Raw genomic sequence first — 25,021 nt, forward strand, 5'->3', positions numbered from 1 at the left:
CACCGGTTCGTTTCTCGGCCACCAGTATGGGAGTCGCGCTGCCCTGGCCGGCCTGTTCCTCTACCCGAGGGTCACCGGTACTTTCCAGCCATGGGGGCGATGGAAGCGGGGGACGTACTGGACGGGCGCTACCGGCTCGTCGGCGCCCTCGGCCGCGGCGGCTTCGGCGAAGTCTGGGAAGCCTTCGACGAACGCATGCTGCGCCACGTGGCGATCAAGGTACTGGGGCCGGACGAGGTCGGCGAAGCCGACACGAGCAGGGCCGCGGCCCGCTTCTGGCAGGAGGCCGTGATGGCGGGCGGCCTCTCGAACAGCCGCATCGTCACCGTGTACGACTTCGGCAGGACCCAGCACAACGGCAGCTACCAGGACTTCCTCGTGATGGAACTCCTGCCGGGACGGTCGCTGTCGCACATCCTCGCCGAGGGCCTGCCCTCGGTGGCCAGGTCCCTTGCCTGGGCGTCCCAGATCTGCGAGGCACTGCACGCGGCGCACGGGGCCGGAGTGATCCACCGGGACATCAAGCCCCCCAACGTCATGGTCGACGAGAGCGCCGGCAATCTGAAAGTGCTCGACTTCGGCATCGCCAAGAGCACCCAGCTGCCGCTGGACCTCACGCTGCCCGGCCAAATACTGGGATCGATCGGCTACATGGCGCCCGAGCGCATCACGCTCGGCCCCGTCGACGCGCGCTCGGACCTGTACTCCCTGGGGTGCGTCCTGCACGAACTGCTCACCGGCCGCCCACCCTTCAGCGCACCGGGTGCCGATCCCGCCGCCCTGCTCCACGCCCACGTCCACCAGCCGCCACCGGCCCCGAGCGCTTCCCGCCCCGGGCTCCCGGCGGAAGCGGACCGGCTCGTCCTCGACCTCCTGGCGAAGGACCCTGCGCAGCGGCCGCACAGCGCAGCCGTGGTGCGGGAGCGGCTGGCCGCGTTGGAGAAGACTCTGAGCGAGCCGGGCTGGACGGCCTTACTGATCACCGCCGACTCGCCGGAAGGCGTGCTGCGGCAGCGGCTGCAGGAGGCCGAGGCCGTGGGGAACGCCGGTCGCGCGGGCCGCGCGCGCACGCTCCTGCGGGGAGTCGTGTCCGACTGCGCCCGCGCGCTGGGGCCGGGACACCCGTGCACGCTCACTGCGCGGCTGCGCCTGGCGTACTTCGCGGGCGAGGCGGGCTATCTCGACCAGGCGCGGCTCGCGGCCGAACGGCTCGTCCGCCGGTGCCGCGCGGAGCTGGGGGACGACCACCGGCTGACGTTGGGCGCACGTGTCGAACACGCACGCTGGACCAAGGAGTCGTTACGGGCGCACGAAGCGCTGATCCTTTGTCCCCCACTCATCGCCGACTGTACGTCCGTGCTGGGGCCCGACGCGCTGGAGACTTTGGATGCACAGCTCATCCAAGCCGCCGCCATCTCCTTACGGGGTGACGAGGCGGAAGCCCGCGATCTCCGCGCTGGTTTGATGGGCCACTGCGCACGGGCTCTCGGCGACCGTCACATCCTCACCTTCGAGGCCCGCGCACTGCATGCCCTGTCCACTGCCGAAGCCGGCGAGCGGGAACGCGGAGTTGCCCTGATCACTGCGGTGACTCGTGACTGCACCAACGCCCTGGGCCCCGATGCACCGACCACGCTCGCGTGCCGGCTGGCGGACGCCTACTGCTTGGCGGAGGGCGATTTCTCCCGGTGCTTGGGCCGGCTTCGGCTTCTTACCCCCGACTTCCTGCGCGTGATGGGGCCCGATGCTCCCCTTGCGCTGGTGACCCGTGCGCTGGAGGCAACCGCCGCCGCAGCCGCCGTTGATCCGGTCAAGGGTTTGCAACAGTTGTCGGGCGTCGCTGCCGATTTCTCGGCCTTGTTCGGCCGTGATGCGCCCGTCGGGCTTCCGATCCAGCACTTATACGCCGAATTGCTTGCTGCGACCGGTGACTACGCCCAGGCCAACTCCCTGCTGACCGCCCTCGTGGCCGTCGGCACCCGAGACCTCGGCCCCGACGCGTTCTTCACGCAAGAGGTCAAGAAGGCATTGAGCGAGCTCCCGGCCCCTGCCCGGTCCCCCCGGCGTCGCGGCATATTGTCCGGGCTGGCCCGGTGGTTGATGGACAGCTCCGGCTGACCGCGATGACCTCCCCGCGGAAGAACTCCGGGCTGCGGCGCCGCATCACCAGCATCAGCACCACGCCCAGCAGCAACAGACCGACACCGATGACGAAGACGGAACCGACACCGAGCACCGAACTACCGCTGCCGTAGGCAGGGTCCCACATGTCGTGGAGCGTCTTACAGAAGACGGCCGCGAGCAACGTGCCGCCTATTAGTGGGAAGACGCCCTTGAAACACGCATCCCGCACCGAATTCCTCAGCTCGGCGCGGAAGTACCACGCACACGCGAACGCCGTGAGCGAGTAGTAGAAGCAGATCATGAGGCCGAGGGCGTAGACCGTGTCGATCAGTACGTTCCGGCTGAGCCAGCTCATGACGGCGTAGAAGACGCCGGTGGCCGCACCGGCGGCGATCGTGGCGCGGCCGGGGGACTTGAAGCGCGGGTGGACGCGGGCGAAGGACGGCGGCAGGGCGCGGTAGGTGCTCATCGCCAGTACGGTGCGGGCCACCGGCAGGAAGGTGGTCTGCAGGCTCGCCGCGGCCGAGGCCAGGACGGCGACGAAGAGCAGGCTGGCCGCCGTGCTGCCCATGACGGGGCCGGCGAGGGCGGCGAAGACGTTGCCGGCGGTGTCGGGGTTGCCGAGGCCGGTGCCCTGCTCGCCCACGCCGGCGAACATCTGCGTGGCGACGGCGGTGAGCAGGTACGAGCCGACGAGGGTCGCCATGGCGAGCAGGGCGGCCCGGCCGGGGGTGGCGGCGCTGCCCTCGGTCTCCTCGTTCACGGTCAGGCAGGCGTCCCAGCCCCAGTACATGAAGATCGACAGGGACAGTCCGGCCGTGAAGGCGCCGAAGGATTCGATGCCGAAGGGGTTCAGCCAGGTCCAGGAGAAGCCCGTCGCGCCCGGTGGCGCACCGGTGCGGGCCTTGGAGACGGCCAGGACGACGAAGAGGGCCAGGACGGCGAGTTGCAGGGCGACGAGGGCGTACTGCACGCCCTTGGTGGCGGTCATGCCGCGGTAGCTGACGGCGGTGGCGGCGGCGATGAGGGCGAGGCAGGTGGCGACGTGCACCGGTCGGTTGCCGTCGAGGGCGGCGACGGCGTCGCTGCCGGTGAGTTCGCCGAGGAGCAGGTAGAGGAAGGAGGTCGCCACGCCGGCGAGGTTGGACAGCACGATGATGGTGGCGATGACCAGGCCCCAGCCGCACAGCCAGCCGGTCCGCGGCCCGAAGGCCCGTACGGTCCAGGTGAAGGAGGTGCCGCAGTCGGGCAGGGAGCGGTTGAGCTCCCGGTAGGCGAAGGCGACGAGCAGCATCGGCAGGAAGCCTGCGAGGAAGACGGCGGGCATCCGCACCCCGACCTGCCCGGCGGTGGGGCCGAGGGTGGAGGTCAGGCAGTAGACGGGCGCGACGGTGGAGATCCCGATGACGGCGCTGCCCAGCAGACCGACGGAATTGCCGCCGAGCCCCTTGGCGCGCACGTGTCCTGCGTCTGCGGCCCTCAGCCGCGGAGCCACCTGAACCATGGCGAGGACGTTAGGTGCTGCTGTTTCCGCAACCGGATGGGCCGATTCCCGCCTTACGGCCGGTAACGCCGGAGGTCAGCGGCCTGCCCGAGCGGTACGGGAATCGCAGCCGCACCCCTTTTGTCCGGGTTCAAAAATTTCCCGTCCCCACCGTCTCCGTGTCCCGGCCCGAGCGCAGCACCCGGCCCGGCACCGCGCCGGTGACCACGTCGTGGCGTACCGTCTCGACCCCGTTCACGCGCACGCTCATCACGCCCACGGCCCGCGAGTCCAGGCGCGCCCCGTCGCCGGGCAGGTCCCGTACGAGCGCCGCCGGGGCTGCGTCGATGCGCTCGGGGTCGAAGAGCACCAGGTCGGCCCACCAGCCTTCGGCGATGCGGCCGCGCTCGCGCAGCCCGAACAGCCGCGCCGGCTCCCCGCTCAGCATCCGTACCGCCCGCTCCAGCGGCACGAGTCCGCGTCCGCGCAGGCAGTCGCCGAGAAAGCGGGTGGGGTAGGGGGCGCCGCACATGCGGTCCAGGTGGGCGCCGGCGTCGGAGCCGCCGAGCAGGACGTCGTCGTGCTCCCACGCCTCGCGGCGCAGTTCCCAGCTGGCGGGGTCGTTGTCGGTGGGCATCGGCCACAGGACGGTGCGAAGGTCGTCGGCGGCGCAGATCTCGACCAGCGTGGCGAACGGGTCGCTGCCGCGTTCGGCGGCGATGTCGGCGACCGTGCGGCCGGTGAGCCCGTCGTTCTCCTTGGTGTAGGTGTCGCCGATGACGTAGCGGCCGAAGTCGGTGAGCCGGCGGAAGGAGCCCGCCTGCGGGCTCGCGGCGCCGCGCAGCATGGCGGCGCGTACGACGGGGTCGCGCAGCCGGTCGATACGTTCGGGCACCGGCAGGGCGAGGATGTCGCCCCAGCCGGGCAGCAGGTTGAGGGCGCAGAAGCTGCCGAGCGACATGTTCATGGGGGCGAGGACGGGCATGGTGAGGGCGACGATGCGGCCGCCGGCGGCGCGGGCGCGGTCGGCGGTGGCGAGCTGGTGGGGCACGCGTCCGGGGTCGGCGGAGTCGATGGTGAGCACGTTCCAGTTCAGGGGGCGGCCGGCGGCGGCCGTCAGCGCCACCAGGAGCCGGCTCTCCTCCTCGCTGAAGCGGTCGAGGCATCCGGCGACGATGGCCTCCAGCTGGGTGCCCTCGTGCGCGCCGACGGCGCGGGCGAGGGCGAGCAGTTCGCCGGGGCCGGCGTGCCGGGAGGGGACGGGGCGGCCGTCGCCGTCGGAGTGGGTGGGCGAGCGCGTGGTGGACAGCCCCCAGGCTCCGGCGTCCATCGCCTCGTGCAGGAGGGTGAGCATCCGGTGCAGCTGGCCGTCGTCGGGGGTGCCGCCGACGGCGTTGGGGCCCATGGCGTACCGCCGCAGGGCGCAGTGGCCCACCATGAAGCCGGCGTTGACGGCGATGCGGCCCTCCAGGGCGTCGAGGTAGTCGGCGAAGGAGGACCAGCTCCACGGCGCTCCTTCCTCCAGGGCGGCCAGCGACATGCCTTCGACCTTGCTCATCATCCGGCGCGTGTAGTCGGCGTCGGCGGGGCGGCCGGGGTGCAGGGGTGCGAGGGTGAAGCCGCAGTTGCCGCCGACGACGGTGGTGACGCCGTGGCTCATGGAGGGGGTCGCGCAGGGGTCCCAGAAGAGCTGCGCGTCGTAGTGGGTGTGCGGGTCGACGAAGCCGGGTGCGAGGACGAGCCCGTCCGCGTCCTCCTCGGTGCGCGCGCGTTCGCCCACCCGTCCGCCGGCCATCACTGCGGCCGGGCCGCGCCGGACCAGGGCTATCCGCCCATCCTTCAGGCCGACGTCCGCGGTGTAGGCGCCGGTTCCGGTGCCGTCGACGACGGTGGCGCGGCGGATGAGGTGGTCCAGCACGGTCGGGTCCTCTCACTCGGCGTCGAGCGGTGAAGGGCACTTCCGGTGGGGACCGGGGCGGCGGCCCGGGAGGCGCCGCCCCGGCGTGTGCGGCGCCGGGCGTCAGGCGCCGGCGGCGGCCCGGCGGTAGCGGGTGGTGCGGTGGACCGGGTCCGTGTCGATCTTGGGGATCACGTGCTCGCCGATGAGCCGGATCGTGGTCATCGTGTCCTCGTACGGGATGCCGATGGGCAGCCCGAAGGCGAGCTGGTCGGCGCCGGCCTGTTCCCAGCGCTTGCACTGGCGGAAGACCTCGTCGGGGTCGCCGCAGATCATCAGTTCCTCGGCGATGAGCAGCTCGATGATCTCGGCGCTGTACTCGGGCAGCAGCTCGGGCCAGCGGGGGATGCCCTCGGGGCGGGGGAAGGTGTCGTGGTAGCGGAAGAGGAGCGACTGCAGGTAGTTCAGCCCGCCGCCGACCGCGATCTCGACGGCCTTGGCGTGCGTCTCGGCGCAGATGGCGGTGGTGGTGACCATGACGTTGTCGTTGACGAAGTCGCCGACCGGGCGGGCCTCGGCTATGGCGGTCTTGTAGGAGTCGACGACCCACTCCATGTCGGCGACCTTCTGCACGCTGAAGCCGAGCACGCCCAGGCCCTTACGGGCGGCCATGGCGTACGAGGAGGGGGAGCCGGCGGCGTACCACATGGCCGGGTGGGCGGGCCCGTACGGCTTGGGCAGCACCTTGCGGGGCGGCAGGGACCAGTGCCGGCCCGTGAAGCCCGCGTACTCCCCCTCGCGCCACATCCGCGGGAACTCCGCGACGGTCTCCTCCCAGATCTCCTTGGTGACGTCCATGTCGGTGACGCCCGGCAGGAAGCCGAGGATCTCGTGGCTGCCCGCGCCGCGGCCGGTGCCGAACTCGAAGCGGCCGCCGGAGAGGTGGTCGAGCATGGCGGCCTTCTCGGCGACCTTGGCGGGGTGGTTGACCTGCGGGAGGGGGTTGAAGATGCCGGAGCCGAGGTGGATGCGCTCGGTGGCGTGGGCGAGGTAGCCGAGGAAGACGTCGTTGGCGGAGAGGTGGGAGTACTCGTCGAGGAAGTGGTGCTCGGACGCCCAGGCGTACTTGAAGCCCGACCTGTCCGCCTGGATGACGTATTCGGTCTCTTCCATCAGCGCGTGGTGCTCGGCCTGCGGGTCGGTGCGCGAGCGGCTCGCGGGTACGTAGCCCTGCACGAAGATCCCGAATTCCACGGAGGTCACCGCCTGTCTTCAGGTTTCCCTGTCTACGTATGTGACGTGCCGGACGCACCCGATGTGACGCGCCTGACATGCCGTCAGATGCGCCCCGACTGTGGCACCGGTCACATCGACCGTCAAGGGTGACCGGAGCCCCCTCCTCGGCCGGCTCCCGCCCCTCGGCCGGCCCCGTGTCCCTCAGCCCCCGGCCCACAGCCCCTCGGGGGTCAGCCCCAGCAGCTCGATCGCGTTGCCCCGCACCAGGCGCCGGACCGTCTCCTGCGGCAGGTGCGCCATCTGTTCCTCGGCCACCTCGCGGGAGCGCGGCCAGGTGGAGTCGGAGTGCGGGTAGTCGGTCTCGTACAGGACGTTGGGCTCGCCGATCGCCGCGAGGTTGCGCAGCCCGAAGGCGTCGTCGAAGAAGCAGCCGTACACGTGCCGGGCGAACTGCTCGGACGGCGGGGTGAGCACCTTCTCCGCGACTCCGCCCCAGCCCCGGTTCTCCTCCCAGACGGTGTCCGCCCGCTCCAGGATGTAGGGGATCCACCCGATCTGCCCCTCGGCGTACATGACGCGCAGGCCCGGGAAGCGGTCGAACTTCCCGGACATCAGCCAGTCGACCAGGGAGAAGCAACAGTTGGCGAAGGTGAGCGCCGAGCCGACGGCCGGCGGGGCGTCGGCGGAGGTGGAGGGCATCCGCGAGGAGGAGCCGATGTGCATGGCGACGACCGTGCCGGTCTCGTCGCAGGCGCGCAGGAAGGGGTCCCAGCCGTCGCCGTGGACGGACGGCAGGCCCAGGTGCGGCGGTATCTCGGAGAAGCACACGGCCCGCACGCCCCGGGCGGCGTTGCGCCGCACCTCCTCGGCGGCGAGCTCCGCGTCCCACAGGGGGACGAGAGTCAGCGGGATCAGCCGGCCGGCGGCCGCGGGGCCGCACCATTCCTCGACCATCCAGTCGTTGTAGGCGCGCACGCACGCGAGCGCCAGCTCGCGGTCGGCGGCCTCGGCGAAGGTCTGGCCGCAAAAGCGCGGGAAGGTGGGGAAGCACAGCGAGGACTGGACATGATTCGCGTCCATGTCGGCCAGCCGTTCGGCGACGGCGTACGAGCCCGGCCGCATGTCCTCGTAGGTGATCCCCTCCAGCTTCACCTCGTCCCTGGAGCATCCGACGGCGGAATCCAGCCGCGTCAGAGGGCGGCACAAATCCTCATAGACCCACCAGTCCGCCGGCGGCCCCTCGCCCCCCGGAGCGCCCATCACGGGCGCGAACCGGCCACCGCGGAAGGTCATCCCCTCGACCGGCGCCCGGACGACGCGCGGCCCGGCGCCCCGGAATTTCGCCGGTAGCCGGTCCCGCCAGACGTCGGGGGGCTCGACCACATGGTCGTCCACCGAGATTATCTTGGGGAAGCTCGCCATGGCCGACACGTTAGCGCCGATCTGACGAACCGTCAGTAACCCGGTGCTCCGGTCCACGGCGGGCCGTGTGCAGAGGGCCGGACGCCTTCTGACGCCGAGCCGCGGAACAAGGCAGACTGGCCGGTGCGACCGAGCAGGACAGGCAGGGGGTCACGATGGCCGGCGACACAGGGCACGGGCAGCAGCTGCGCTTCACCGTGCTCGGCCCCGTCCGCGCCTGGCGCGGCGAGGAACCGCTCCACACCGGGTCACCCCAGCAGCGCGCGCTGCTCGCCGCGCTGCTGCTGCGCGGCGGCCGCACCGCCACCGCGCCCGAGCTCGTCGACGCCCTGTGGGGCGAGGAGCCCCCGCACGCCGCCCTCGCCGCGCTGCGCACCTACGCCTCCCGGCTGCGCAAGGCCTTCGGCCCCGACGCGGACGCCCTGGTCAGCGAGGCCGGCGGCTACGCGATACGGGTCCGGCCCGGCGGGCTGGACATCGACCGCGCCGAGCGGCTGGCGGCCGAGGCCGACAAGGCGCGCGGCAACGGCGAGCGCTCCCGCGCCCGCGACCTGATCAACCAGGCCCTCGCCCTGTGGGACGGCGAACCGCTGGCCGGCCTGGCCGGCCCGTACGCCGAGACCCAGCGCGCCCGCCTGGAGGAGTGGCAGCTGACGCTGCTGGAGACCCGCCTCGACCTCGACCTCGAAGTCGGCGGGCACGCGGACGCCGTCTCCGAGCTCACCGCCCTGACCGCCGCCCACCCGCTGCGCGAGCGGCTGCGCGAGCTGCTGATGCTCGCCCTGTACCGCAGCGGCCGCCAGGCCGAGGCCCTGGCCGTCTACGCCGACACCCGCCGCCTGCTGGCCGACGAGCTGGGCGTGGACCCCTGCCAGGAGCTCTCCGAGCTCCAGCAGCGCATCCTCAACGCCGACAGCGCCCTGAACGTGCAGCTCGCGACCGGTGACCGCACCGGCGCCGGGCCCGCCTTCGTACGGCCCGCGCAGCTGCCGGCGACCGTGCCCGACTTCACCGGCCGCACCTCCTTCGTCGACGAGCTCAGCGACCAGCTGGCGACGGCCGACGGCAGCATCATGGCCGTCTCCGCCGTCGCCGGCATCGGCGGCGTGGGCAAGACGACGCTGGCCGTGCACGTCGCCCACGCGGCCCGCAACCACTTCCCCGACGGCCAGCTCTACGTCGACCTGCAGGGCACCGGGCCCGTACCGGCCGAGCCCGAGGCGGTGCTGGGCTCCTTCCTGCGCGCCCTCGGCATCCCGGACTCCGCCATCCCCGAGGGCGTCGACGAGCGCGCCGCCCTCTTCCGCTCCACCCTCGACGGCCGCCGCGTGCTCACCCTGCTCGACAACGCCCGCGACGCCGCCCAGATACGCCCGCTGCTGCCCGGCAACGAGGGCTGCGCCGCCCTCGTCACCAGCCGCAGCCGCATGGTCGACCTCGCCGGCGCCCACCTGGTCGACCTCGACGTGATGAGCCCCGACGAGGCGCTCGTGCTCTTCACCCGCATCGTCGGCCCCGAGCGCGTGGAGTCCGAGCGCGACGCCGCCATGGACGTCGTGGCCGCCTGCGGCTTCCTGCCCCTGGCCATCCGCATCGCCGCCTCCCGCCTCGCCGCCCGGCGCACCTGGACCGTCTCCGTCCTCGCCCGCAAGCTCGCCGACGAACGCCGCCGCCTGGACGAGCTGCGCGCCGGCGACCTCGCCGTCAAGGCCACCTTCGAACTCGGCTACGGCCAGCTCGAACCCGCCCAGGCCCGCGCCTTCCGCCTGCTCGGCCTCGCCGACGGGCCCGACATCTCGCTGGCCGCCGCGGCCGCCGTGCTCGACCTCGGCCACGAGGAGACCGAGGAGCTCCTGGAGTCCCTCGTCGACACCTCCCTGCTGGAGTCCGCCGCCCCCGGCCGCTACCGCTTCCACGACCTCGTCCGCCTCTACGCGCGCTCCTGCGCCGAGCGCGACGAGCACCCGCCGGCCGAGCGGGCCGCCGCCCTCTCCCGCCTGCTCGACTTCTACCTGGCCACCGCCGCCGGCGTGTACGTCCTCGAACGCCCCGGCGACCGCCTGCTGAGCCACCTGACGCCGACCACCCACCCGGGGCTGTCCTTCAGCGACCGCAGCGCCGCGACCGACTGGCTCTTCTCGGAGGCCGGCTGCCTGCTGGCCTGCGCGCGCCAGCACGCGCACAGCGGGGGCGAGACCCTGCGCCGCGCCGTCGACCTGCTGCTGGCCGCCAAGGACCTGGCCGAGTCCGGCGCCGACTCCCGGCAGTACGAACAGGCCGCCAGGGCCCTGCTGGCCGCCACCCGCGCCACCGGCGACAGCCGCGCCGAGGGACGGGCGCGCACCGTCCTCACGCACGTGCTCAACTGGTCCGGCCAGTTCGACCCGGCCGAGGAGGAGGCCCGCCTCGCCGTCCTGCTCGGCCGCTCGAACGGCGATCCCATCCCCTGCTGCTACGCCTCCAACAACCGCGGCATCACCGCCATCTACCAGCACCGCCACGAGGACGCCGAGGCGTACATCAGCGAGGCGCTCGCCGCCTTCCGCGCCGACGGCAACCGGCCCGGCGAGGCCAGCGCCCTGAGCAACCTCTCCCGCGTCCACCAGGACACCGGGCGCGTGCAGTCCGCGGTGCGCCTGGCCGAGCAGGCGCTCACCATCTACCGCGAGGTCAACGTCTCCTGGCGGATGGCCAACGGCCTGTACGCGTACGGGCTGGCCCTCACCCACGTCGGACGGCACCAGGAGGCACTGGACCGCCTCAACGAGGCGCTGACCGTCTTCCGCGACAACCGGCAGCGGCTGTGGGTGGGCCTCACGCTCTTCCGGACGGCCGAGATCTACCTGGCCGCCGGCAAGCCCGCCCAGGGGGCGGCCCAGGCCGAACAGGCCCTGGCCGAGCTGCGCGGCATAGGCGGCGACTGGCGGCGCGGCAACGTGCTGACGGTGCTGGGACGGTGCCTGGACCGGCTGGGGCAGCCCGGCCGCGCCCACGCGTGCTGGACGGAGGCGCTGGCCGCCTTCGAGCGCCTGGACGCCCCGGAGGCGGCCGAGGTGCGCGGGCTGCTCGCGGTCGCCACGGCGGCGTGAGCGCGCCAGGAGTGCCGTCGAAGGGCCGTCGAAGGGCTGCCGAAGGGTCGTGAAAAGCCCTGGACGTGCCCGTTCATCGATCGTTTATCGTGACGCGTCAATCTAAGGGATGTCGATCCGTCGCGTCGGGGGGCAGGCGGGTCGTGGGTGAGGCCTCACCTCAGGGCGTCACAACCCTGAAGATGCCCGTCCGGCGGTTCTCGGGGGAGTCGCCGGGCGGGTCCGCACAACCTCCCCAGAGCCCGTAACGACTCGCACTGCACGGAGTAGATGAAGATGAGCGACGACAACGTACGCAAGGCGCCCGTAGCGGCAACGCCGCAGGACGACCAGGCAACGGGCGCACCGATCAGCACCGCCGCGCAGGCCGCCACGGCGTCCGCGGCGTCCACGGGGGAGACGCCGCAGGACGACCACGCGGGCGGCACCCGCGCGTTCACCATGGCGGACGACCACGCGGGCAGCCCGCCCGTCCTCAAGCTGATGGACGACCACGCGGGCAGCCCGCCGGCCTTCAAGCTGATGGACGACCACGCAGGGTCGGAGAAGCCCTTCTGACCTGAGAGCGGGGCTGCTTCCGGTCGGGGGGCCGGAAGCAGCCTGCACGACCCGGGAGCAGGGGATTCCTGCCGGCCGGCCCGTGGGAGCAACGGGGGGATCCACGGGGGGAACACGGGGGAACACGGGGGGACCCGCGGGCCGGCCGGCAGGAAGAACCGGCGACCGGTGAACGGTAAGGGGAAAACCGCAGGGGCCTGCGTCGGCGGCAGGGAGGGGGAGCCGTCGGCGCCGGCCCCTGCGGCCGCTTCACGCACAGCGTGAGACGAGACAGACCAACGCACGGACAACCGACCCACACGCGTACGCACCGCAGCGCGACCCCCGGACAGAGGAGAGGCCGATGCACCGCACCCCCAAGACCATTCGCACCCTGACGCACGGCAGGAAGGGCCTGGCCGTGCTCGGCCTCGCCGCTGCCGCGGCGGTCCTCGCCACGGTGCCGGCCGCCGCCGACGACCACAGCACCGGGCAGACGCAGGTGAGCACCTTCGTAGCGCCCGTCGCCCCGGACGACCACGCCATGGGCGGCGCCGACGACCACGCGATGGGCGGCGCGGACGACCACGCGAACCTGCCGCCGCAGTAACCGGCTGCCGCAGTAGCCGGCTGCCGTCGTACGACCAGCCCGCCGCCCGGCACGGGCGGCGGGCGTCATCGTGTCCGCTCGCGCAGCCTGCCCTTGAGCACCTTGCCGGCGGCGTTGCGCGGCAGCTCCGACACGAACTCCACGTCGCGCGGCACCTTGTAGTTCGCCATCTCCCGCCGTGCCCAGGCGATCAGCGCCTCGGCAGTGACCGGCTCGGGCAGGCCCGGACGGCGCACGGCGAAGGCCTTGCCGACCTCGCCCAGCCGCGCGTCCGGCACGCCGACGACGGCGACGTCGGCGATGCCCGGGTGCCGGGCCAGCACCTGCTCGATCTCTGCGGGGTAGGCGTTGAAGCCGCCGACGATGAACATGTCCTTCACCCGGTCGGTGACCCGGAGATTGCCGCCGGCGTCCAGGACGCCCACGTCACCGGTGTGCAGCCAGCCTTCGGCGTCCACTGCGCGGGCGGTGGCCCCGGCGTCCTCGAAGTAGCCGGACATCACCTGGGGCCCGCGCACGAGGATCTCCCCGGGCCGGCCGGGCGGCAGGCGCCGCCCGTCGGCGCCGGTCACCTTGACCTCCGTGCCCGGCAGGGGCCGGCCGGACGAACCGGCGACGACCTCCACCGGATCGCCGCGCCGGCACATGGTGACCACGCCCGTGGCCTCGCTCATGCCGTAGGCGGTGAGCACGGTGGCCACGCCCAGCTCGTCGTGGAGCCGCTCGACCAGGCGCCGGGGCACCACGGCGGCACCCGTCACCACCACCCGCAGGGACGACAGGTCGTAGGCGCCGCGCGCCGGATGGTCCAGCAGCGTCTGCAGGACCGTCGGCGGACCGGGCAGCACGGTGACGCGCTCGGCCGCGACGGCGGCCAGCACCGCCTCCGGGGAGAAGACCGGGTGCGGCACCATGGTCGCACCGCGCATCAGGCAGGCGATGACCCCCGCCTTGTAACCGAAGGTGTGGAAGAACGGGTTGACGATGAGGTAGCGGTCTCCTTCCCGCAGCCCGGCCAGCTCGCTCCAGGCGGCGAACGTGCGCAGCGTCTGCCCGTGCGTGATGACGGCGCCCTTGGGCTCGCCCGTGGTGCCCGAGGTGAACAGGATGTCCGAGGGCGCGCCGGCCCCGACGGCGTCGGCCCGGGCCCGTACGGCGGCGGCGGGCACGGTGTGCCCGGCGGCGAGGAACTCCCGCCAGGTGCGCAGGTCCGCCGGTGCGGTGCCGGCCAGGACGACCACGTCGCGCAGGTGCGGCAGCCCGGGCAGCGGCGCGCCCGCCGGCGCGGGGCCGCCCTCGGTGGCACGGCGGCGCGGTGGCCCGGCGGCGGTGGGCGGGCCGGGCGGCTCGCCGGCAGCGCTGCGCAGGGCGGCCACGTAGGAGGTGCCCAGGAAGGTGCCGGTGACGAAGAGCAGCCGGGCCCGGGTCCGCGCCAGCACCTGGGTGGCCTCGGCGCCCTTGAAGCGGGTGTTGACGGGGACGAGCACGGCGCCGGCCGAGACGGCGCCGAGGGCGGCGACGATCCAGTGCAGGCTGTTCGGAGCCCACACGGCGACCCGGTCACCCGGCTCGATCCCGGCGGCGGCGCAGGCGGCGGCCGCCTCCTCCACCCGCTCGCCGAGCTCGCGGTAGGTGATCCGGGTGCGGCCGTCGACGACGGCCTCGTGTGCGGCGTACCGCGCGGCTGCGCCTCGAACGAGCCGGGGTATCGCGTCGGTCTCGTCGGTCTCCAGGTCATCGTGCATCGCACGCCCTCCCCGGTCGGCCGCGGGCGGTACGCTCCGCGCACCACTAGCTGACTGACCGTCAGATTAGCGATAGCCTTCCGCGCTGTCAGCATCGACAGCACGGAGGCGGCGATGACGGCAACGCTCAAGGACACCACCGCGATCGTCGGCATTGGTCAGACCCCCTTCGCCCGGCAACTCCCCGAATCCGAGAAAACACTGGCCTGCCGCGCCATCCTCGCCGCGCTGGACGACGCGGGCATTCCCCCTTCCCAGGTCGACGCCTTCGCCTCCTACACCATGGAGAACACCGACGAGGTCGAAATCGCCAAGGCCATCGGCGCCGGCGACGTCACCTTCTTCTCGCGCGTCGGCTACGGCGGGGGCGGCTCGTGCGCGACCGTCGCCCACCTCGCCGCCGCCATCGCCACCGGGCAGGCGACCGTCGGCGTCGCCTGGCGCTCGCGCAAGCGCGGCTCGGGACCGCGCCCCTGGCGCGACACCGTCAACCAGCTGCCGACCCCGGCACAGTGGACCCGCCCCTACGGCCTACTGCGGCCCGTCGACGAGATCGCCATGCTGGCCCGCCGGTATCTCCACGAGTACGGCGCCACCCGCGACCACCTCTTCAACGTCGCCCTGGCCTGCCGCAACCGCGCCAACCAGAACCCGGCCGCGGTGATGTACGACCGGCCGCTGACCCGCGAGATGTACATGACCTCGCGCTGGATCAGCGAGCCCCTCTGCCTGTTCGACAACTGCCTGGAGACCGACGGAGCCCTGGCCTGCGTCGTCGTCTCCGCCGAACGCGCCCGCGACTGCCGCCGGCGACCCGTCCTCGTGCACGCCGCCGCCCAGGGGCTGCCCGCCCAGCACCACGGCATGGTCAACTACTGGACCGACGACCCCCTGGCCGGCCCCTCCTGGACGGCCGCCCGGCAGCTGTGGAAGAACGCCGACTTCGGCCCGGCGGACGTCCATGTCGCCCAGATCTACGACGCGTTCACCGTGCTCATCCCGCTCTCCCTGGAGGGCTATGGCTTCTGCGGACGCGGCGAGGGCGCGGCCTTCGGCGAAGGCGGTGCGCTCGAACTCGGCGGCCGGCTGCCCCTGAACACCAGCGGGGGCGGCCTGAGCGAGGCGTACGTCCACGGCTTCAACCTCATCAACGAAGGCGTCAGACAACTCCGCGGCACCTCCACCGCGCAGGTGCCCGGCGCCGCGACCTGCCTGGTCACGGCGGGCGAGGGCGTCCCCACGTCGGCTCTGCTGCTGAGGAGTTGAGCTCATGCCCTCCATGATGAGGGGCACCACTGACAACGGCCTGCTGCTGCCCGTGCCGGACGACGACGGCCGCCCGTTCTGGGAGTTCGCGGCGCGCGGCGAACTGCGCGTCCAGTCCTGCGCCGCCTGCCACCGGCTGCGCTTCCCGCCCCGGCCCTGCTGCCCGCACTGCCACTCCTTCGCCGGCGAGTGGCGCCGGATGTCGGGGCGCGGACGCATCTGGTCCTACGTCCTGGCGCACCCTCCCCTGCTGCCCGGCTACGCCGAGCACGCCCCGTACGACGTCGTCCTCGTCGAACTGAGCGACGCCCCCGGCATCCGGCTGGCCGGCAACCTCGTCGCCTCCCCCACCGCCCCGCTCGGCTCCGTCGACCGCTCCCGGCTGCGCATCGGCGCCCCCGTGAAGGTGGTCTTCGCGGAGATCGCCCCGGGGGTGCACCTGCCGCGCTGGCAGCTGGAGCACTCATGACCCTGCGCGTCGAGCGGCGCGACGACGGCGTCGCCCTGGTCACCCTGGACCGCCCCGAGCGGCACAACGCCATCGACCCGGCCACGGCCGAGGAGCTGACCGCCACCTGGCACGGCTTCCGGTACGACGACTCCGTACGGGCGGTGGTCCTCACCGGCGCCGGCGACCGGGCCTTCTGCACCGGCTTCGACCGCTCGGCCGACGTCCCCCAACCGGCCTCGCCCTACTCGGTGGACGATCCGCTGCGCTCGATCGGCCCGAAGTCCTGCGACCTGTGGAAACCGGTGGTTGCCGCGGTCGGCGGCATGGCCTGCGGGGGAGCGTTCTACCTGCTGGGCGAGGCCGAGTTCGTCATCGCCTCGGAGAACGCCTCCTTCTTCGACCCGCACACCACCTACGGCATGGTCAGCGCCTACGAGTCGGTGTACATGGCGCAGCGCATGCCCTTCGGCGAGGCCGCTCGCATGGCGCTGATGGGCACGGCCGAGCGCCTGTCCGCCCGGCGGGCGTACGAGACGGGGCTGGTCACGGAGGTCACCGCGCCGGGCGGGGCCACGACCGCGGCCCTGCGCGCGGCGGCGGTCATCGCCTCGTACCCGACGGAACCGGTGCAGGGCACCGTACGGGCGCTGTGGGCGGCCCAGGAGGCCACCCGGGCACACGCCCTGTCCTTGGCGCCCCACCTGATCGCCCCGGGCAACCTGCCCCCGACCGCCCAGGCCCACAGGTTCGCCTCCCGCACCAACGAACACCGAATGCGCTAGGGCGCCCCGTAGGGGCGCGGGGCAGTGTCGATCTGCGGCTGCCGCCGCGTGGGCGCGATCAACCACCGACGGCCCGCAGCCGACGCACCACCCGCCGCCAGCAGGCCCTGGCCCGCAGGCCCGTCAGCGCCGGGTCTGCCCGGTGCCCTTGGCCGCGTCCAGCGCATAGACGCAGCGGTCCTTGCTGCACGCGTACACCACTCCCCCGGCAGCCACGGGCGAGCCCGTGATCTCCCCGCCGGTGGCCAGCTTCCAGCGCAGCTGACCGCCCGTGGCGTCCAGCGTGTACAGGCAGTGGTCGGCGGAGCCGAAGTGCACGCGGCCGTCGGCGACGACGGGCGTGCCGACGATCTCGCCGCCGGCGGCGAAGCGCCACTTGGGGGTGCCGGTGACGGCGTCCAGCGTGTACAGCGCGCTGCCGCTGCCCAGGTGCACCGCCCCGCCGGTGACGAGCACCGGCTCGGTGGACTGGCGGGCCTCGGTGGCGATGCGCCAGCGGTCGCGGCCGGTGGCGGCGTCGAGGGCGTAGACGGTGCCGAGGTAGTCGGCGATGTACACACCGCCGCCGGTGACGGCGGAGCCGGGGGCGTGGGCGGGCAGGCAGAGGAAGACCGCCGGTGCCTCGAACCGCCAGCGCACGTCGCCGCGGGCCGCGTCGATGGCGAGCACGCGGGTGCCCGCCGCCACGTACACGACGCCGTCGGGCGCGCACAGCAGCCGTACGGGCACACCGCCGCAGGCCGCCGCGTCGCCCACGGGGTAGGACCAGCGCTCGGCGCCGGTGCGGGCCTCCAGGGCGCGCAGCCGGGCGTCGGCCCACACGTAGACCGTGCCGTCGTGGATCTGGGGCCCGCAGTCGGGGGTCTCGAAGTCGGTCTGGGCTCCGCCCATCTCCCACAGCAGCTCGCCGCTGGCCGCCTCCCACGCCTGCACGCCGCCGCCGCGGGTGCCGGTGACGACGGTGCCACGGTCGGCCTTGAGGGAGTAGACCCAGCCGTCGGTGGCCAGCCGCCAGCGCTCGGCGCCGTCGGCCGCGTCCAGCGCGTACAGGGTGGGGCCGTCGGAGGCGTGTATGCGGCCCTCGGTCACCGCCATCGCCCAGGCGACGTCCCGGGTCTTGAACTGCCGCCGTCCGCTGGCCACGTCCAGGGCGTGCACCTCGAAGGAGGTGACGTACAGCAGGTCGCCGGCGACCACGGGCGTGCCCCACACGTCGTTGGACATGCGGAACCTCCAGGGCCGCCACCGCCCCGGCTCGGCCTGCCCGTTGGCGGCGGCCTCGGCGGCCGGGGCGGGGGCCTGTGCGGGCAGGGAGGGGGCCGGAGCGCCGGACGTGGGCAGGCCGGAGGGCGGGCGCACCCAGCCGGTGGCCTGGCCGGTGCCGGCGAGCGCGTGCGGCTCGCGCGCGTCGGCGACGCGCAGCCCGGGACCGATGGGCACCTGAGAGCCGGCCAGGCGCACGACGCCGTCGGGCGCGGGGGCCGGGGCGGCCGCGTGCCGCCCGGAGGCGGCCGCGGGGCCGCTCCCGAGGCCGTGCGGCCCGCTCAGTCCGCTGCGCGGGTCGGGGGTGCCGGCCCGGCCGGGGCCCTGGGCGGGCGGCCGGCCGGCGGCCCAGCCGGTGCCGCCGTGGGCGCCGTGGGCGCCGTGGGCGCCGGAGGGCTCGTACCCCGCGGCGGGCTCGGGGGCCGGCGGCCGGGTCGGGCGGGGCGGCACGGCGGAGCGGCTGCCGCCGCTGCGGCCGCCGGTCGCGGTGCCGGAGGAGGTGGGGCGGTGCCCGGCCCGGCGCTGCTCGATCAGGGTGACGGCGTTGGGGGGCAGCCAGGCGGAGGCCGTACCGCTGTCGTCGTCCCCGTTCGCGGCGAACAGGTGGGGGGCGAGCTGGGACTGCAGGTCGGCCGGGCTGGGCCGGTTCTCCGCGGCGGTCTGCATGCAGGAGTCGATCAGGGGGCGCAGCTCGTCCGGCAGCCCGCCGAGGTCGGGGCCCTCGCGCAGCAGCTGGAAGACCGTCTCGACGGGGTTGGCGCCGTGGTAGGGGGCGTGCCCGGTCGCGGCGAAGACGAGGGTGGAGCCGAGCGAGAAGACGTCGCTGGCGCCGGTGACGCTGCGGGAGTCGCGCGCCTGTTCGGGCGACATGTATGCGGGCGTGCCGACGGCGACGTTGGTCATGGTCAGCCGGGTGTTGGAGACTCCGGAGGCGATGCCGAAGTCGATGACGCGGGGGCCGTCCTCCACGACGAGCACGTTGGAGGGCTTGAGGTCCCGGTGGACCAGGCCGGCGCCGTGGATCGACTGGAGGGCCTCGGCCACGCCGGCGGCGAGCCAGCGCACGGCCTGGGCCGGCAGGGGCCCGCACTCGTTGACGATCTCCTCGAGCGAGGGGGCCGGGACGTACGCGGTGGCCAGCCAGGGCACGGCCGCCCGGGGGTCGGCGTCGACGACGGCGGCGGTGTAGAAGCCGCTGACGGCCCGGGCCGCTTCCACCTCACGGGTGAAGCGGACACGGAAGAGCTGGTCCTCCGCCAGCTCCGTGCGCACCGTCTTGATCGCCACGCGCCGGCCGGACGCCGAGCGGGCGAGATAGACCAGCCCCATGCCGCCGGCGCCGAGACGGCCGAGCACCTCGAACGGGCCGATCCGTCTCGGGTCGTGCTGCGTAAGCTGCTCCACCACTGACCTGCCACCTCCCCGTGGGGCTTGAAAGGTTTTCCAGCCCCGTGCAGCGTCTCACCGCGAAATTATCCCGGGGTACGCACCCTGATTCTTCCTGGCGAAGCCCCCGGTTGCGAACCCGGGGCACGCTTCGCCGTGTCTCCGTCATATGGGGCGAAATCCCGCCATCCGCGACGCCCCGCCCCTCCGGGCCCTTCTCCGTGCCTGTCACTTACTCCTCGGTGTTCACTCCCGTCCCGGAGTGGAGACGTCGATGACGGCGAAGTCGGCTCCCTGGTCGTCGGCGAGCACCGCGAACCGGCCATAGGGGGTGTCCTGGGTCTCCAGGCGCACCCGTCCGTGCAGGCCGAGCGTCCGGCGCACGACCTCGTCGCAGTCGTCGACCACGAAGTAGACGAGGAAGTGGGCGGGCATCTCCCTCGGATAGCGGTCGTCCATGACCACCCGGCCGCCCACCGCCCGGTCGGGCGTCCCCGGCGCCCCGGTGGGCGTCCACAGCGCGAAGTCGGTCGCGGCCTCCTCGCTGACGTCGTGCGTGGTGAAGCCGAAGACCGACTCGTAGAAGGGGTCGACGGCCGCGGCGTCCCACGTCCACACCTCCGTCCAGCCGAAGGAGCCGGGCCCCCCACGCTTCTCGAAGCCTTTGTGGGCGGCCGCCTGCCAGACGCCGAAGACGGCCCCGCCGGGGTCGGCGGCCATGAGCATCGTGCCGAAGGGGCCGATCGCCATGGGCCCCATGACGATCTGGCCGCCGGCGGCGCGGATCCGGTCGCCGGTGGCGGCGGCGTCGGGCGAGGCGAAGTAGACGGACCAGGCCGTCGGCATGCGCCCGTCCGGCTTGGGGGCGAGCGCCGCGACGTTCTTCCCGCCGTGGAAGGCCTGCGTGTAGTGCCCGTACTCGCCGCCGCTGTCCTCGAAGGTCCAGCCGAGGATCTCGCCGTAGAAGCGCTTGCCCGCCTCGACGTCGGCCAGCATGACGTCGGCCCAGCACGGGGTGCCTTCCGGGAATCCGTCCGGTGCTGTGCTCATGTCCCAGCTCCTCTCCTGGTGCCACCGTAGAGCCGGATCACGGATCCCGCGCGGCCTGTGGACAACCGCTCGGCAGGGGCTGTGGACGAGGGGGTCCACAGCGTGTTGATAGGACAATTCACCGGTACGGGCCAATCCGCTTCAACTGTCTCCCCACCCCCGCACACCCCTCCTGACCTGCACTTTCACCCCACTTGGCACCCCCGCCCCCATTTGCATGCGGCCGAATCGCGCTCCGATCACCCCTCGGTAAGCTGACGGCATGACAGGACAAGTACGCACCGTCGACGGCCGGGTGGCCGGCCGCCGCGGGCAGGCGACGCGGCAGAAGTTGCTCGACTGCCTCGGCGAAATGCTCAGCTCGTCGCCGTACCGCGACGTCAAGGTCATCGATGTCGCCCGCCGGGCCGGTACCTCGCCCGCGACCTTCTACCAGTACTTCCCCGACGTCGAGGGCGCCGTCCTCGAGATCGCCGAGGAGATGGCCAAGGAGGGCGCGAGCCTGACCGAGCTGGTGGCCGGGCGCAGCTGGGTCGGGAAGGCCGGATGGCAGGCCGCCGAGGAACTGGTCGACGGCTTCCTCGGCTTCTGGCGCCGGCACGACGCGATCCTGCGCGTCATCGACCTCGGGGCCGCCGAGGGCGACAAGCGGTTCTACAAGATCCGCATGAAGATCCTCAACGCGGTGACCAACTCCCTCACCGACTCGATCAAGGAGCTGCAGACCAAGCGCAAGGTGGACGCGGACGTCAACCCCGCCGCCGTCGCCGGCTCGCTGGTCGCGATGCTCGCCGCCGTGGCCTCCCACCAGAAGGGCTTCCAGAGCTGGGGCGTCAAGCAGGCCGAGCTCAAGCCGAACCTGGCACTCCTGGTGCACCTGGGCGTCACCGGCAAGAAGCCGACGAAGTGACGTCCCGCGGGCGGCACGTCCCGCAGTAACGCTCCGCCACCTGGTACGGCGGACGGTCGAACACCCCTGCGCGTCCTGTCATCACGGCGGCGGGTGGTCCGGGCCGGGCCCCGGACCACCCGCCGCCGGCGCAGTTCGGCCGCCGGCCTCAGGCCCCGCCTTCCGCACCTCCGGTGTCCTGCGCGCCCTCCCCGGCACGCTCGTCCAGGCGGAAGAGCCTGATCTGCCGCTCCACCCGCGCCTGGTAGCGCGCGTACGGCGGCCAGAACCGCAGCACCGCCGCCCAGACCTCCTCGCGTTCCGCGCCGCGCAGCAGGCGCGCCCGGACGGGGACGTCCCGGCCCCGCCAGCTGATCTCGGCCTCCGGGTGGGCGAGGAGGTTCGCCGTCCAGGCCGGATGTCCGGGCCGGCCGAAGTTGCTGCCGATCAGCACCCAGGCGCGCCGTCCGGCCCCCGTCTCCTCGCAGGGCATGCAGGCCAGCGGCGTCCTGCGCGGCAGGCCGCTGCGCGCGCCGGTGGAGGTCAGCACGCAGCCGGGCAGCATGCGGGTGCTCAGCAGCACCCTGCCGCCGGTGATGCGGTGCACCGCGCGGTCCACGGCGGGCACGACGTACGGGGCGATCTTGGCGAAGGTGCGGGTCGAGGAGACCTTCTGCACCAGTTGTTCGACGACAGCCGTCACAGAACCACCGCTTCCCGGTCGTTTTGCGGGTCGAAGAGGCCGGCCAGCTCCGCGGCACAGGCCCGCAGGCCATGAACGGGGCCGAAGAGGAGTTCGTCGGAGCTCACCCGTTTGAAGTACAGCTGCACATCGTGTTCCCAGGTCACTCCGATACCACCGTGCAGCTGCACGCCCTCGGCGGCCACCGTGCGGGCCGTCTCCAGCGCCTGTGCGAGCGCCAGCGCACCGGCTGCGGCCCGCCCGGACCACGCCGCGTAGTACGCCGCCGAGCGGGCGGCGCACACGGCCACGTACAGGTCCGCCAGCCGGTGCTTGATCGCCTGGAACGAGCCGATCGGCCTGCCGAACTGTTCGCGCATGCGCGCGTACTCCACCGTCAGCTCCAGCACGCGCTCCGCCGCCCCCACTGCCTCCGCCGCCAGGGCGGCCGTCACACCGCCGGCGAGCGCCACCAGTGGGGCCCGGGCATCGGCCGCGTCCGGGCCCAGCGGCTCGGCCTCGGCGTCGCGGAACTCCAGCCGCGCCTGGGGCCGCGTCTGGTCCATGGTGACCAGCCGGGTGCGGCGCACCCTGCTCTGCTCCGGGTCGACGGCGAACAGCAGCACGCACGGACGTACGGGGCCGCCGGCGCGTGCGGCGACCAGCAGCAGGCCGGCGCTGTGGCCGTCGAGCACCTGCGGTGCCTCGCCGTACAGCCGCCAGCCGGTGGGGGTACGGCGTGCCTGCACTCCGCCGGAGCGGGCGCCGCCGGCCCACTCGCCGTCCTGCGGGCCGGTCAGGCCCAGGGCGGCGGGCAGGGTGCCGCAGGGCACCACGAGCGTCCCGGTGAGGTCGCCGCCGGCGAGGCGCGGCAGCAGTGCGTCCCGCTGCCGGGACGTACCGAGCGCGGCGACGAGCGGCGCCGCGAGCGCGCACGTGGCGAGCAGCGGCGAGGGCAGCAGCGCCCGCCCGGTCTCCTCGAAGGCCAGGGCCAGCTCGACGGGCCCGCAGCCGGCGCCGCCGTGCTGCCGCTCCACCACGAGGCCGGCCAGGCCCACCTCCTTCGCGAGCCGCCGCCACAGGTCCTCGTCGTACCCGGCCGGGGCCTCGGCCGCCGCTCTGACCTTGGGTGGGGGCGCGTGCCCGGCGAGCAGGTCGCGCAAGGTGCGCTTGATCTGGTGTTGTTCCTCGCTGAGTGCGGCGTCCATGGACAGCACCCCTCCGCGGGCTAGATCTGACGTCTCGTCACATCACGCCGTCATGCTAGGCGTTCACCTGATGTACCGTCAGCTGCATGACTCGGGGCACGCGCAAGGTCGCCGTCGCCGGCGTCGCTCTGTCCGACTGCGGCCGCCTCGACGCGGTCACCCCCTACGCCCTGCACGCGCAGGCCGCCCGCCGCGCGGTGCGCGACGCCGGACTGGACCGCTCGCTGATCGACGGCTTCGCCTCCGCCGGCCTGGGCACCCTGGCCCCGGTGGAGGTGGCGGAGTACCTGGGACTGCGCCCCAGGTGGGTGGACTCGACCTCCGTCGGCGGCGCGACCTGGGAGGTCATGGCGGCCCACGCGGCCGACGCCATCGCCCAGGGGCACGCCAACGCCGTCCTGCTGGTGTACGGCTCGACGGCGCGCGCCGACATCAAGGCGGGCCGTCGCACGTCCGACCTGTCCTTCGGCGCACGCGGTCCGGCGCAGTTCGAGGTGCCGTACGGGCACACGCTCATCGCCAAGTACGCGATGGCCGCCCGCCGTCACATGCACCAGTACGGCACGACGATCGAGCAACTGGCCGACATCGCGGTGCAGGCCCGCGCGAACGCCGCCCACAATCCGTACGCGCTGCACCGCGCCCCCCTCACCATCGACGACGTCCTCGGCAGCCGGATGATCGCCGATCCCTTCACCGCCCTCCACTGCTGCATACGCTCCGACGGCGGCTGTGCGGTCCTGCTGGCCGCCGAGGAGTACGCAGCGGACGCGGCGAAGCCACCGGTATGGGTCCTGGGCAGCGGTACGGCGGTCTCGCACGCGGCCATGTCGCAGTGGGAGGACTTCACCGTCAGCCCGGCGGCCGTCGCGGGACGGCAGGCCTTCGAGCGGGCGGGCGTGAGCCCCCACGAGATCGAGGTGGCGGAGCTGTACGACGCCTTCACGTACATGACGCTGGTGACGCTGGAAGACCTGGGCTTCTGCGCCAAGGGCGAGGGCGGCGCCTTCGCCGCCGGGGGCCGGCTGACGACCGGCGGCGCACTGCCGGTCAACACCGACGGCGGCGGGCTGTCCGCCTGCCACCCGGGCATGCGAGGCCTCTTCCTGCTGGTGGAGGCGGTACGGCAGCTGCGCGGCGAGGCGGAGGAGGGCAGGCAGGTGCGCCGGCCGGACGGCCGCCCGCCGCGGCTCGCCGTCGCCTCGGGGACGGGCGGCTGGTTCTGCTCGGCGGGCACCCTGGTCCTGGGCCGCGACTGAGCCCTGGGTCGTCGGCAGGGGCTGGGGCAGCCGCTCAGCCCGCCGCGTCCGGGCGGAACACCGGCACTGCCACCGGCGCCGTCACCGGGACGTCCGCCTCACGCCGGAAGGCGACCCTCAGGCGCATGCCGATGGCCAACCGGTCCTCCGGGCAGTCCACCACCTCGGTCATCATGCGCGGGCCCTCCGCGAGCACCACCACCGCCGCCGTGTACGGCAGGCGCGCCCCGAAGGGAGCGAGATCGTTGCGGTGGACGACGGACCAGGTGTAGAGCTCCGCCAGGCCGCAGGCCTCCTCCCAGACCACGTCCTCGCTCCAGCAGTGGGGGCAGAACTCCCGGGGGTAGTGGTGAGCCCTGCCGCATGCGGCCGCACAGCAGCGCCGTACGAGCAACCGGCCCTCGGCGGCGGCGTCCCAGTAGGGGCGCGTGAAGTCGTCGATCTCGGGTATGTCGTGGCGTGCCGGACGGTCCACCACCGGGCCCTCCCCTTGTAATGCGGGTATGTGTCGCCGGTCGCTCGCGCCTCTCCTGCCCCGTTCCCCGGAGCCTGCCCGGATCGCTAATCTGACAGGGCATCAGTTTGAACACCACCTTAGCCAACGCTTCGTCGGCATACCCGGCACTGAGCAGGAGTGGGCGA

General features: G+C 73.3%; 19 protein-coding genes. 9 read left to right on the top strand and 10 right to left on the bottom strand.

Going from position 1 to position 25,021, the window contains the following annotated elements; translation table 11 throughout:
• The first annotated feature begins 90 nt into the window (after nucleotides 1-90).
• Complete coding sequence (locus ABD361_RS12300) at nucleotides 91-2,118, top strand: serine/threonine-protein kinase (protein ID WP_344435072.1); 2,028 nt, start codon at nucleotides 91-93, stop codon at nucleotides 2,116-2,118.
• Here the strand turns inward: ABD361_RS12300 and ABD361_RS12305 are convergent.
• The 4 genes from ABD361_RS12305 to ABD361_RS12320 form a co-directional block, all read right to left on the bottom strand.
• Nucleotides 2,018-3,628, bottom strand: coding sequence for an APC family permease (locus ABD361_RS12305; RefSeq protein ID WP_344435073.1), 1,611 nt, complete (start codon nucleotides 3,626-3,628; stop codon nucleotides 2,018-2,020). The genes ABD361_RS12300 and ABD361_RS12305 overlap by 101 nt on opposite strands.
• A gap of 130 nt (nucleotides 3,629-3,758) precedes the next feature.
• Nucleotides 3,759-5,525 (bottom strand): N-acyl-D-amino-acid deacylase family protein, encoded by a 1,767-nt coding sequence (locus tag ABD361_RS12310; protein WP_344435074.1) that lies wholly within the window; start codon nucleotides 5,523-5,525, stop codon nucleotides 3,759-3,761.
• Nucleotides 5,526-5,627: 102 nt separating this feature from the next.
• Entirely contained in the window at nucleotides 5,628-6,758 is a 1,131-nt protein-coding gene (locus ABD361_RS12315; RefSeq protein WP_344435317.1) for an LLM class flavin-dependent oxidoreductase, read from the bottom strand.
• 183 nt (nucleotides 6,759-6,941) lie between these two features.
• On the bottom strand, nucleotides 6,942-8,162 hold the full coding sequence (locus ABD361_RS12320) for an amidohydrolase family protein (protein WP_344435075.1): 1,221 nt from the start codon (nucleotides 8,160-8,162) through the stop codon (nucleotides 6,942-6,944).
• Between the two features lie 155 nt (nucleotides 8,163-8,317).
• Here ABD361_RS12320 and afsR point away from each other — a divergent pair, with 155 nt between their 5' ends.
• The 3 genes from afsR (at nucleotide 8,318) to ABD361_RS12335 (ending at nucleotide 12,398) form a co-directional block, all read left to right on the top strand.
• On the top strand, nucleotides 8,318-11,251 hold the full coding sequence (afsR, locus tag ABD361_RS12325) for an SARP-family global regulator AfsR (protein WP_344435076.1): 2,934 nt from the start codon (nucleotides 8,318-8,320) through the stop codon (nucleotides 11,249-11,251).
• Between the two features lie 276 nt (nucleotides 11,252-11,527).
• The gene (locus ABD361_RS12330; protein WP_344435077.1) at nucleotides 11,528-11,809 is read left to right on the top strand and encodes a hypothetical protein; all 282 of its coding nucleotides are present in this window, start codon (nucleotides 11,528-11,530) and stop codon (nucleotides 11,807-11,809) included.
• Between the two features lie 343 nt (nucleotides 11,810-12,152).
• Nucleotides 12,153-12,398, top strand: coding sequence for a hypothetical protein (locus tag ABD361_RS12335; RefSeq protein WP_344435078.1), 246 nt, complete (start codon nucleotides 12,153-12,155; stop codon nucleotides 12,396-12,398).
• Between the two features lie 65 nt (nucleotides 12,399-12,463).
• Here the strand turns inward: ABD361_RS12335 and ABD361_RS12340 are convergent, their stop codons facing one another.
• Nucleotides 12,464-14,143 (bottom strand): AMP-binding protein, encoded by a 1,680-nt coding sequence (locus tag ABD361_RS12340; RefSeq protein ID WP_344435079.1) that lies wholly within the window; start codon nucleotides 14,141-14,143, stop codon nucleotides 12,464-12,466.
• 114 nt (nucleotides 14,144-14,257) lie between these two features.
• On the opposite strand from ABD361_RS12340, the gene ABD361_RS12345 reads away from it, so the two are divergent.
• Genes ABD361_RS12345 through ABD361_RS12355 form a run of 3 tightly spaced genes read left to right on the top strand, consistent with a single transcriptional unit; the run spans nucleotide 14,258 to nucleotide 16,642 of the window.
• Nucleotides 14,258-15,409, top strand: a complete 1,152-nt coding sequence (locus ABD361_RS12345; protein ID WP_344435080.1) for a lipid-transfer protein — start codon at nucleotides 14,258-14,260, stop codon at nucleotides 15,407-15,409.
• 4 nt (nucleotides 15,410-15,413) lie between these two features.
• Nucleotides 15,414-15,878 (top strand): Zn-ribbon domain-containing OB-fold protein, encoded by a 465-nt coding sequence (locus tag ABD361_RS12350; RefSeq protein WP_344435081.1) that lies wholly within the window; start codon nucleotides 15,414-15,416, stop codon nucleotides 15,876-15,878.
• Nucleotides 15,875-16,642, top strand: a complete 768-nt coding sequence (locus ABD361_RS12355; RefSeq protein ID WP_344435082.1) for an enoyl-CoA hydratase/isomerase family protein — start codon at nucleotides 15,875-15,877, stop codon at nucleotides 16,640-16,642. The genes ABD361_RS12350 and ABD361_RS12355 overlap by 4 nt, the downstream gene beginning before the upstream one ends.
• A gap of 123 nt (nucleotides 16,643-16,765) precedes the next feature.
• Here the strand turns inward: ABD361_RS12355 and afsK are convergent, their stop codons facing one another.
• Together afsK and ABD361_RS12365 are read right to left on the bottom strand one after the other, a co-directional pair.
• Nucleotides 16,766-19,312 (bottom strand): protein serine/threonine kinase AfsK, encoded by a 2,547-nt coding sequence (gene afsK / locus ABD361_RS12360; protein ID WP_425583202.1) that lies wholly within the window; start codon nucleotides 19,310-19,312, stop codon nucleotides 16,766-16,768.
• Nucleotides 19,313-19,537: 225 nt separating this feature from the next.
• A complete protein-coding gene (locus ABD361_RS12365; RefSeq protein WP_344435083.1) occupies nucleotides 19,538-20,341 on the bottom strand; it encodes a VOC family protein in 804 nt (267 codons plus the stop codon).
• 262 nt (nucleotides 20,342-20,603) lie between these two features.
• Here ABD361_RS12365 and ABD361_RS12370 point away from each other — a divergent pair, with 262 nt between their 5' ends.
• The gene (locus ABD361_RS12370; RefSeq protein ID WP_344435084.1) at nucleotides 20,604-21,251 is read left to right on the top strand and encodes a TetR family transcriptional regulator; all 648 of its coding nucleotides are present in this window, start codon (nucleotides 20,604-20,606) and stop codon (nucleotides 21,249-21,251) included.
• A gap of 148 nt (nucleotides 21,252-21,399) precedes the next feature.
• Here ABD361_RS12370 and ABD361_RS12375 read toward each other — a convergent pair whose 3' ends face one another.
• Together ABD361_RS12375 and ABD361_RS12380 are read right to left on the bottom strand one after the other, a co-directional pair.
• A complete protein-coding gene (locus ABD361_RS12375; protein ID WP_344435085.1) occupies nucleotides 21,400-21,933 on the bottom strand; it encodes a nitroreductase family deazaflavin-dependent oxidoreductase in 534 nt (177 codons plus the stop codon).
• Nucleotides 21,930-23,120, bottom strand: a complete 1,191-nt coding sequence (locus tag ABD361_RS12380) for an acyl-CoA dehydrogenase family protein (protein ID WP_344435086.1) — start codon at nucleotides 23,118-23,120, stop codon at nucleotides 21,930-21,932. Before ABD361_RS12380 ends, ABD361_RS12375 begins: the two co-directional genes overlap by 4 nt.
• Nucleotides 23,121-23,206: 86 nt before the next feature.
• Here ABD361_RS12380 and ABD361_RS12385 point away from each other — a divergent pair, with 86 nt between their 5' ends.
• Nucleotides 23,207-24,379, top strand: a complete 1,173-nt coding sequence (locus ABD361_RS12385; protein WP_344435087.1) for a thiolase C-terminal domain-containing protein — start codon at nucleotides 23,207-23,209, stop codon at nucleotides 24,377-24,379.
• 34 nt (nucleotides 24,380-24,413) lie between these two features.
• On the opposite strand, the gene ABD361_RS12390 is transcribed toward ABD361_RS12385, so the two are convergent.
• On the bottom strand, nucleotides 24,414-24,854 hold the full coding sequence (locus ABD361_RS12390) for a Zn-ribbon domain-containing OB-fold protein (protein ID WP_344435089.1): 441 nt from the start codon (nucleotides 24,852-24,854) through the stop codon (nucleotides 24,414-24,416).
• Nucleotides 24,855-25,021: the final 167 nt, after the last annotated feature.

It is taken from the genome of Streptomyces luteosporeus, assembly GCF_039532865.1.
Lineage (GTDB): Bacteria > Actinomycetota > Actinomycetes > Streptomycetales > Streptomycetaceae > Streptomyces > Streptomyces luteosporeus.

Coding starts and splice junctions, on each gene's coding strand:
- ABD361_RS12300 (WP_344435072.1), top strand. CDS start 91: ATGGGGGCGATGGAAGCGGGGGACGTACTGGACGGGCGCTACCGGCTC.
- ABD361_RS12305 (WP_344435073.1), bottom strand. CDS start 3,628: ATGGTTCAGGTGGCTCCGCGGCTGAGGGCCGCAGACGCAGGACACGTG.
- ABD361_RS12320 (WP_344435075.1), bottom strand. CDS start 8,162: ATGGCGAGCTTCCCCAAGATAATCTCGGTGGACGACCATGTGGTCGAG.
- afsR (WP_344435076.1), top strand. CDS start 8,318: ATGGCCGGCGACACAGGGCACGGGCAGCAGCTGCGCTTCACCGTGCTC.
- ABD361_RS12330 (WP_344435077.1), top strand. CDS start 11,528: ATGAGCGACGACAACGTACGCAAGGCGCCCGTAGCGGCAACGCCGCAG.
- ABD361_RS12335 (WP_344435078.1), top strand. CDS start 12,153: ATGCACCGCACCCCCAAGACCATTCGCACCCTGACGCACGGCAGGAAG.
- ABD361_RS12340 (WP_344435079.1), bottom strand. CDS start 14,143: ATGCACGATGACCTGGAGACCGACGAGACCGACGCGATACCCCGGCTC.
- ABD361_RS12345 (WP_344435080.1), top strand. CDS start 14,258: ATGACGGCAACGCTCAAGGACACCACCGCGATCGTCGGCATTGGTCAG.
- ABD361_RS12350 (WP_344435081.1), top strand. CDS start 15,414: ATGCCCTCCATGATGAGGGGCACCACTGACAACGGCCTGCTGCTGCCC.
- ABD361_RS12355 (WP_344435082.1), top strand. CDS start 15,875: ATGACCCTGCGCGTCGAGCGGCGCGACGACGGCGTCGCCCTGGTCACC.
- ABD361_RS12365 (WP_344435083.1), bottom strand. CDS start 20,341: ATGAGCACAGCACCGGACGGATTCCCGGAAGGCACCCCGTGCTGGGCC.
- ABD361_RS12370 (WP_344435084.1), top strand. CDS start 20,604: ATGACAGGACAAGTACGCACCGTCGACGGCCGGGTGGCCGGCCGCCGC.
- ABD361_RS12380 (WP_344435086.1), bottom strand. CDS start 23,120: ATGGACGCCGCACTCAGCGAGGAACAACACCAGATCAAGCGCACCTTG.
- ABD361_RS12385 (WP_344435087.1), top strand. CDS start 23,207: ATGACTCGGGGCACGCGCAAGGTCGCCGTCGCCGGCGTCGCTCTGTCC.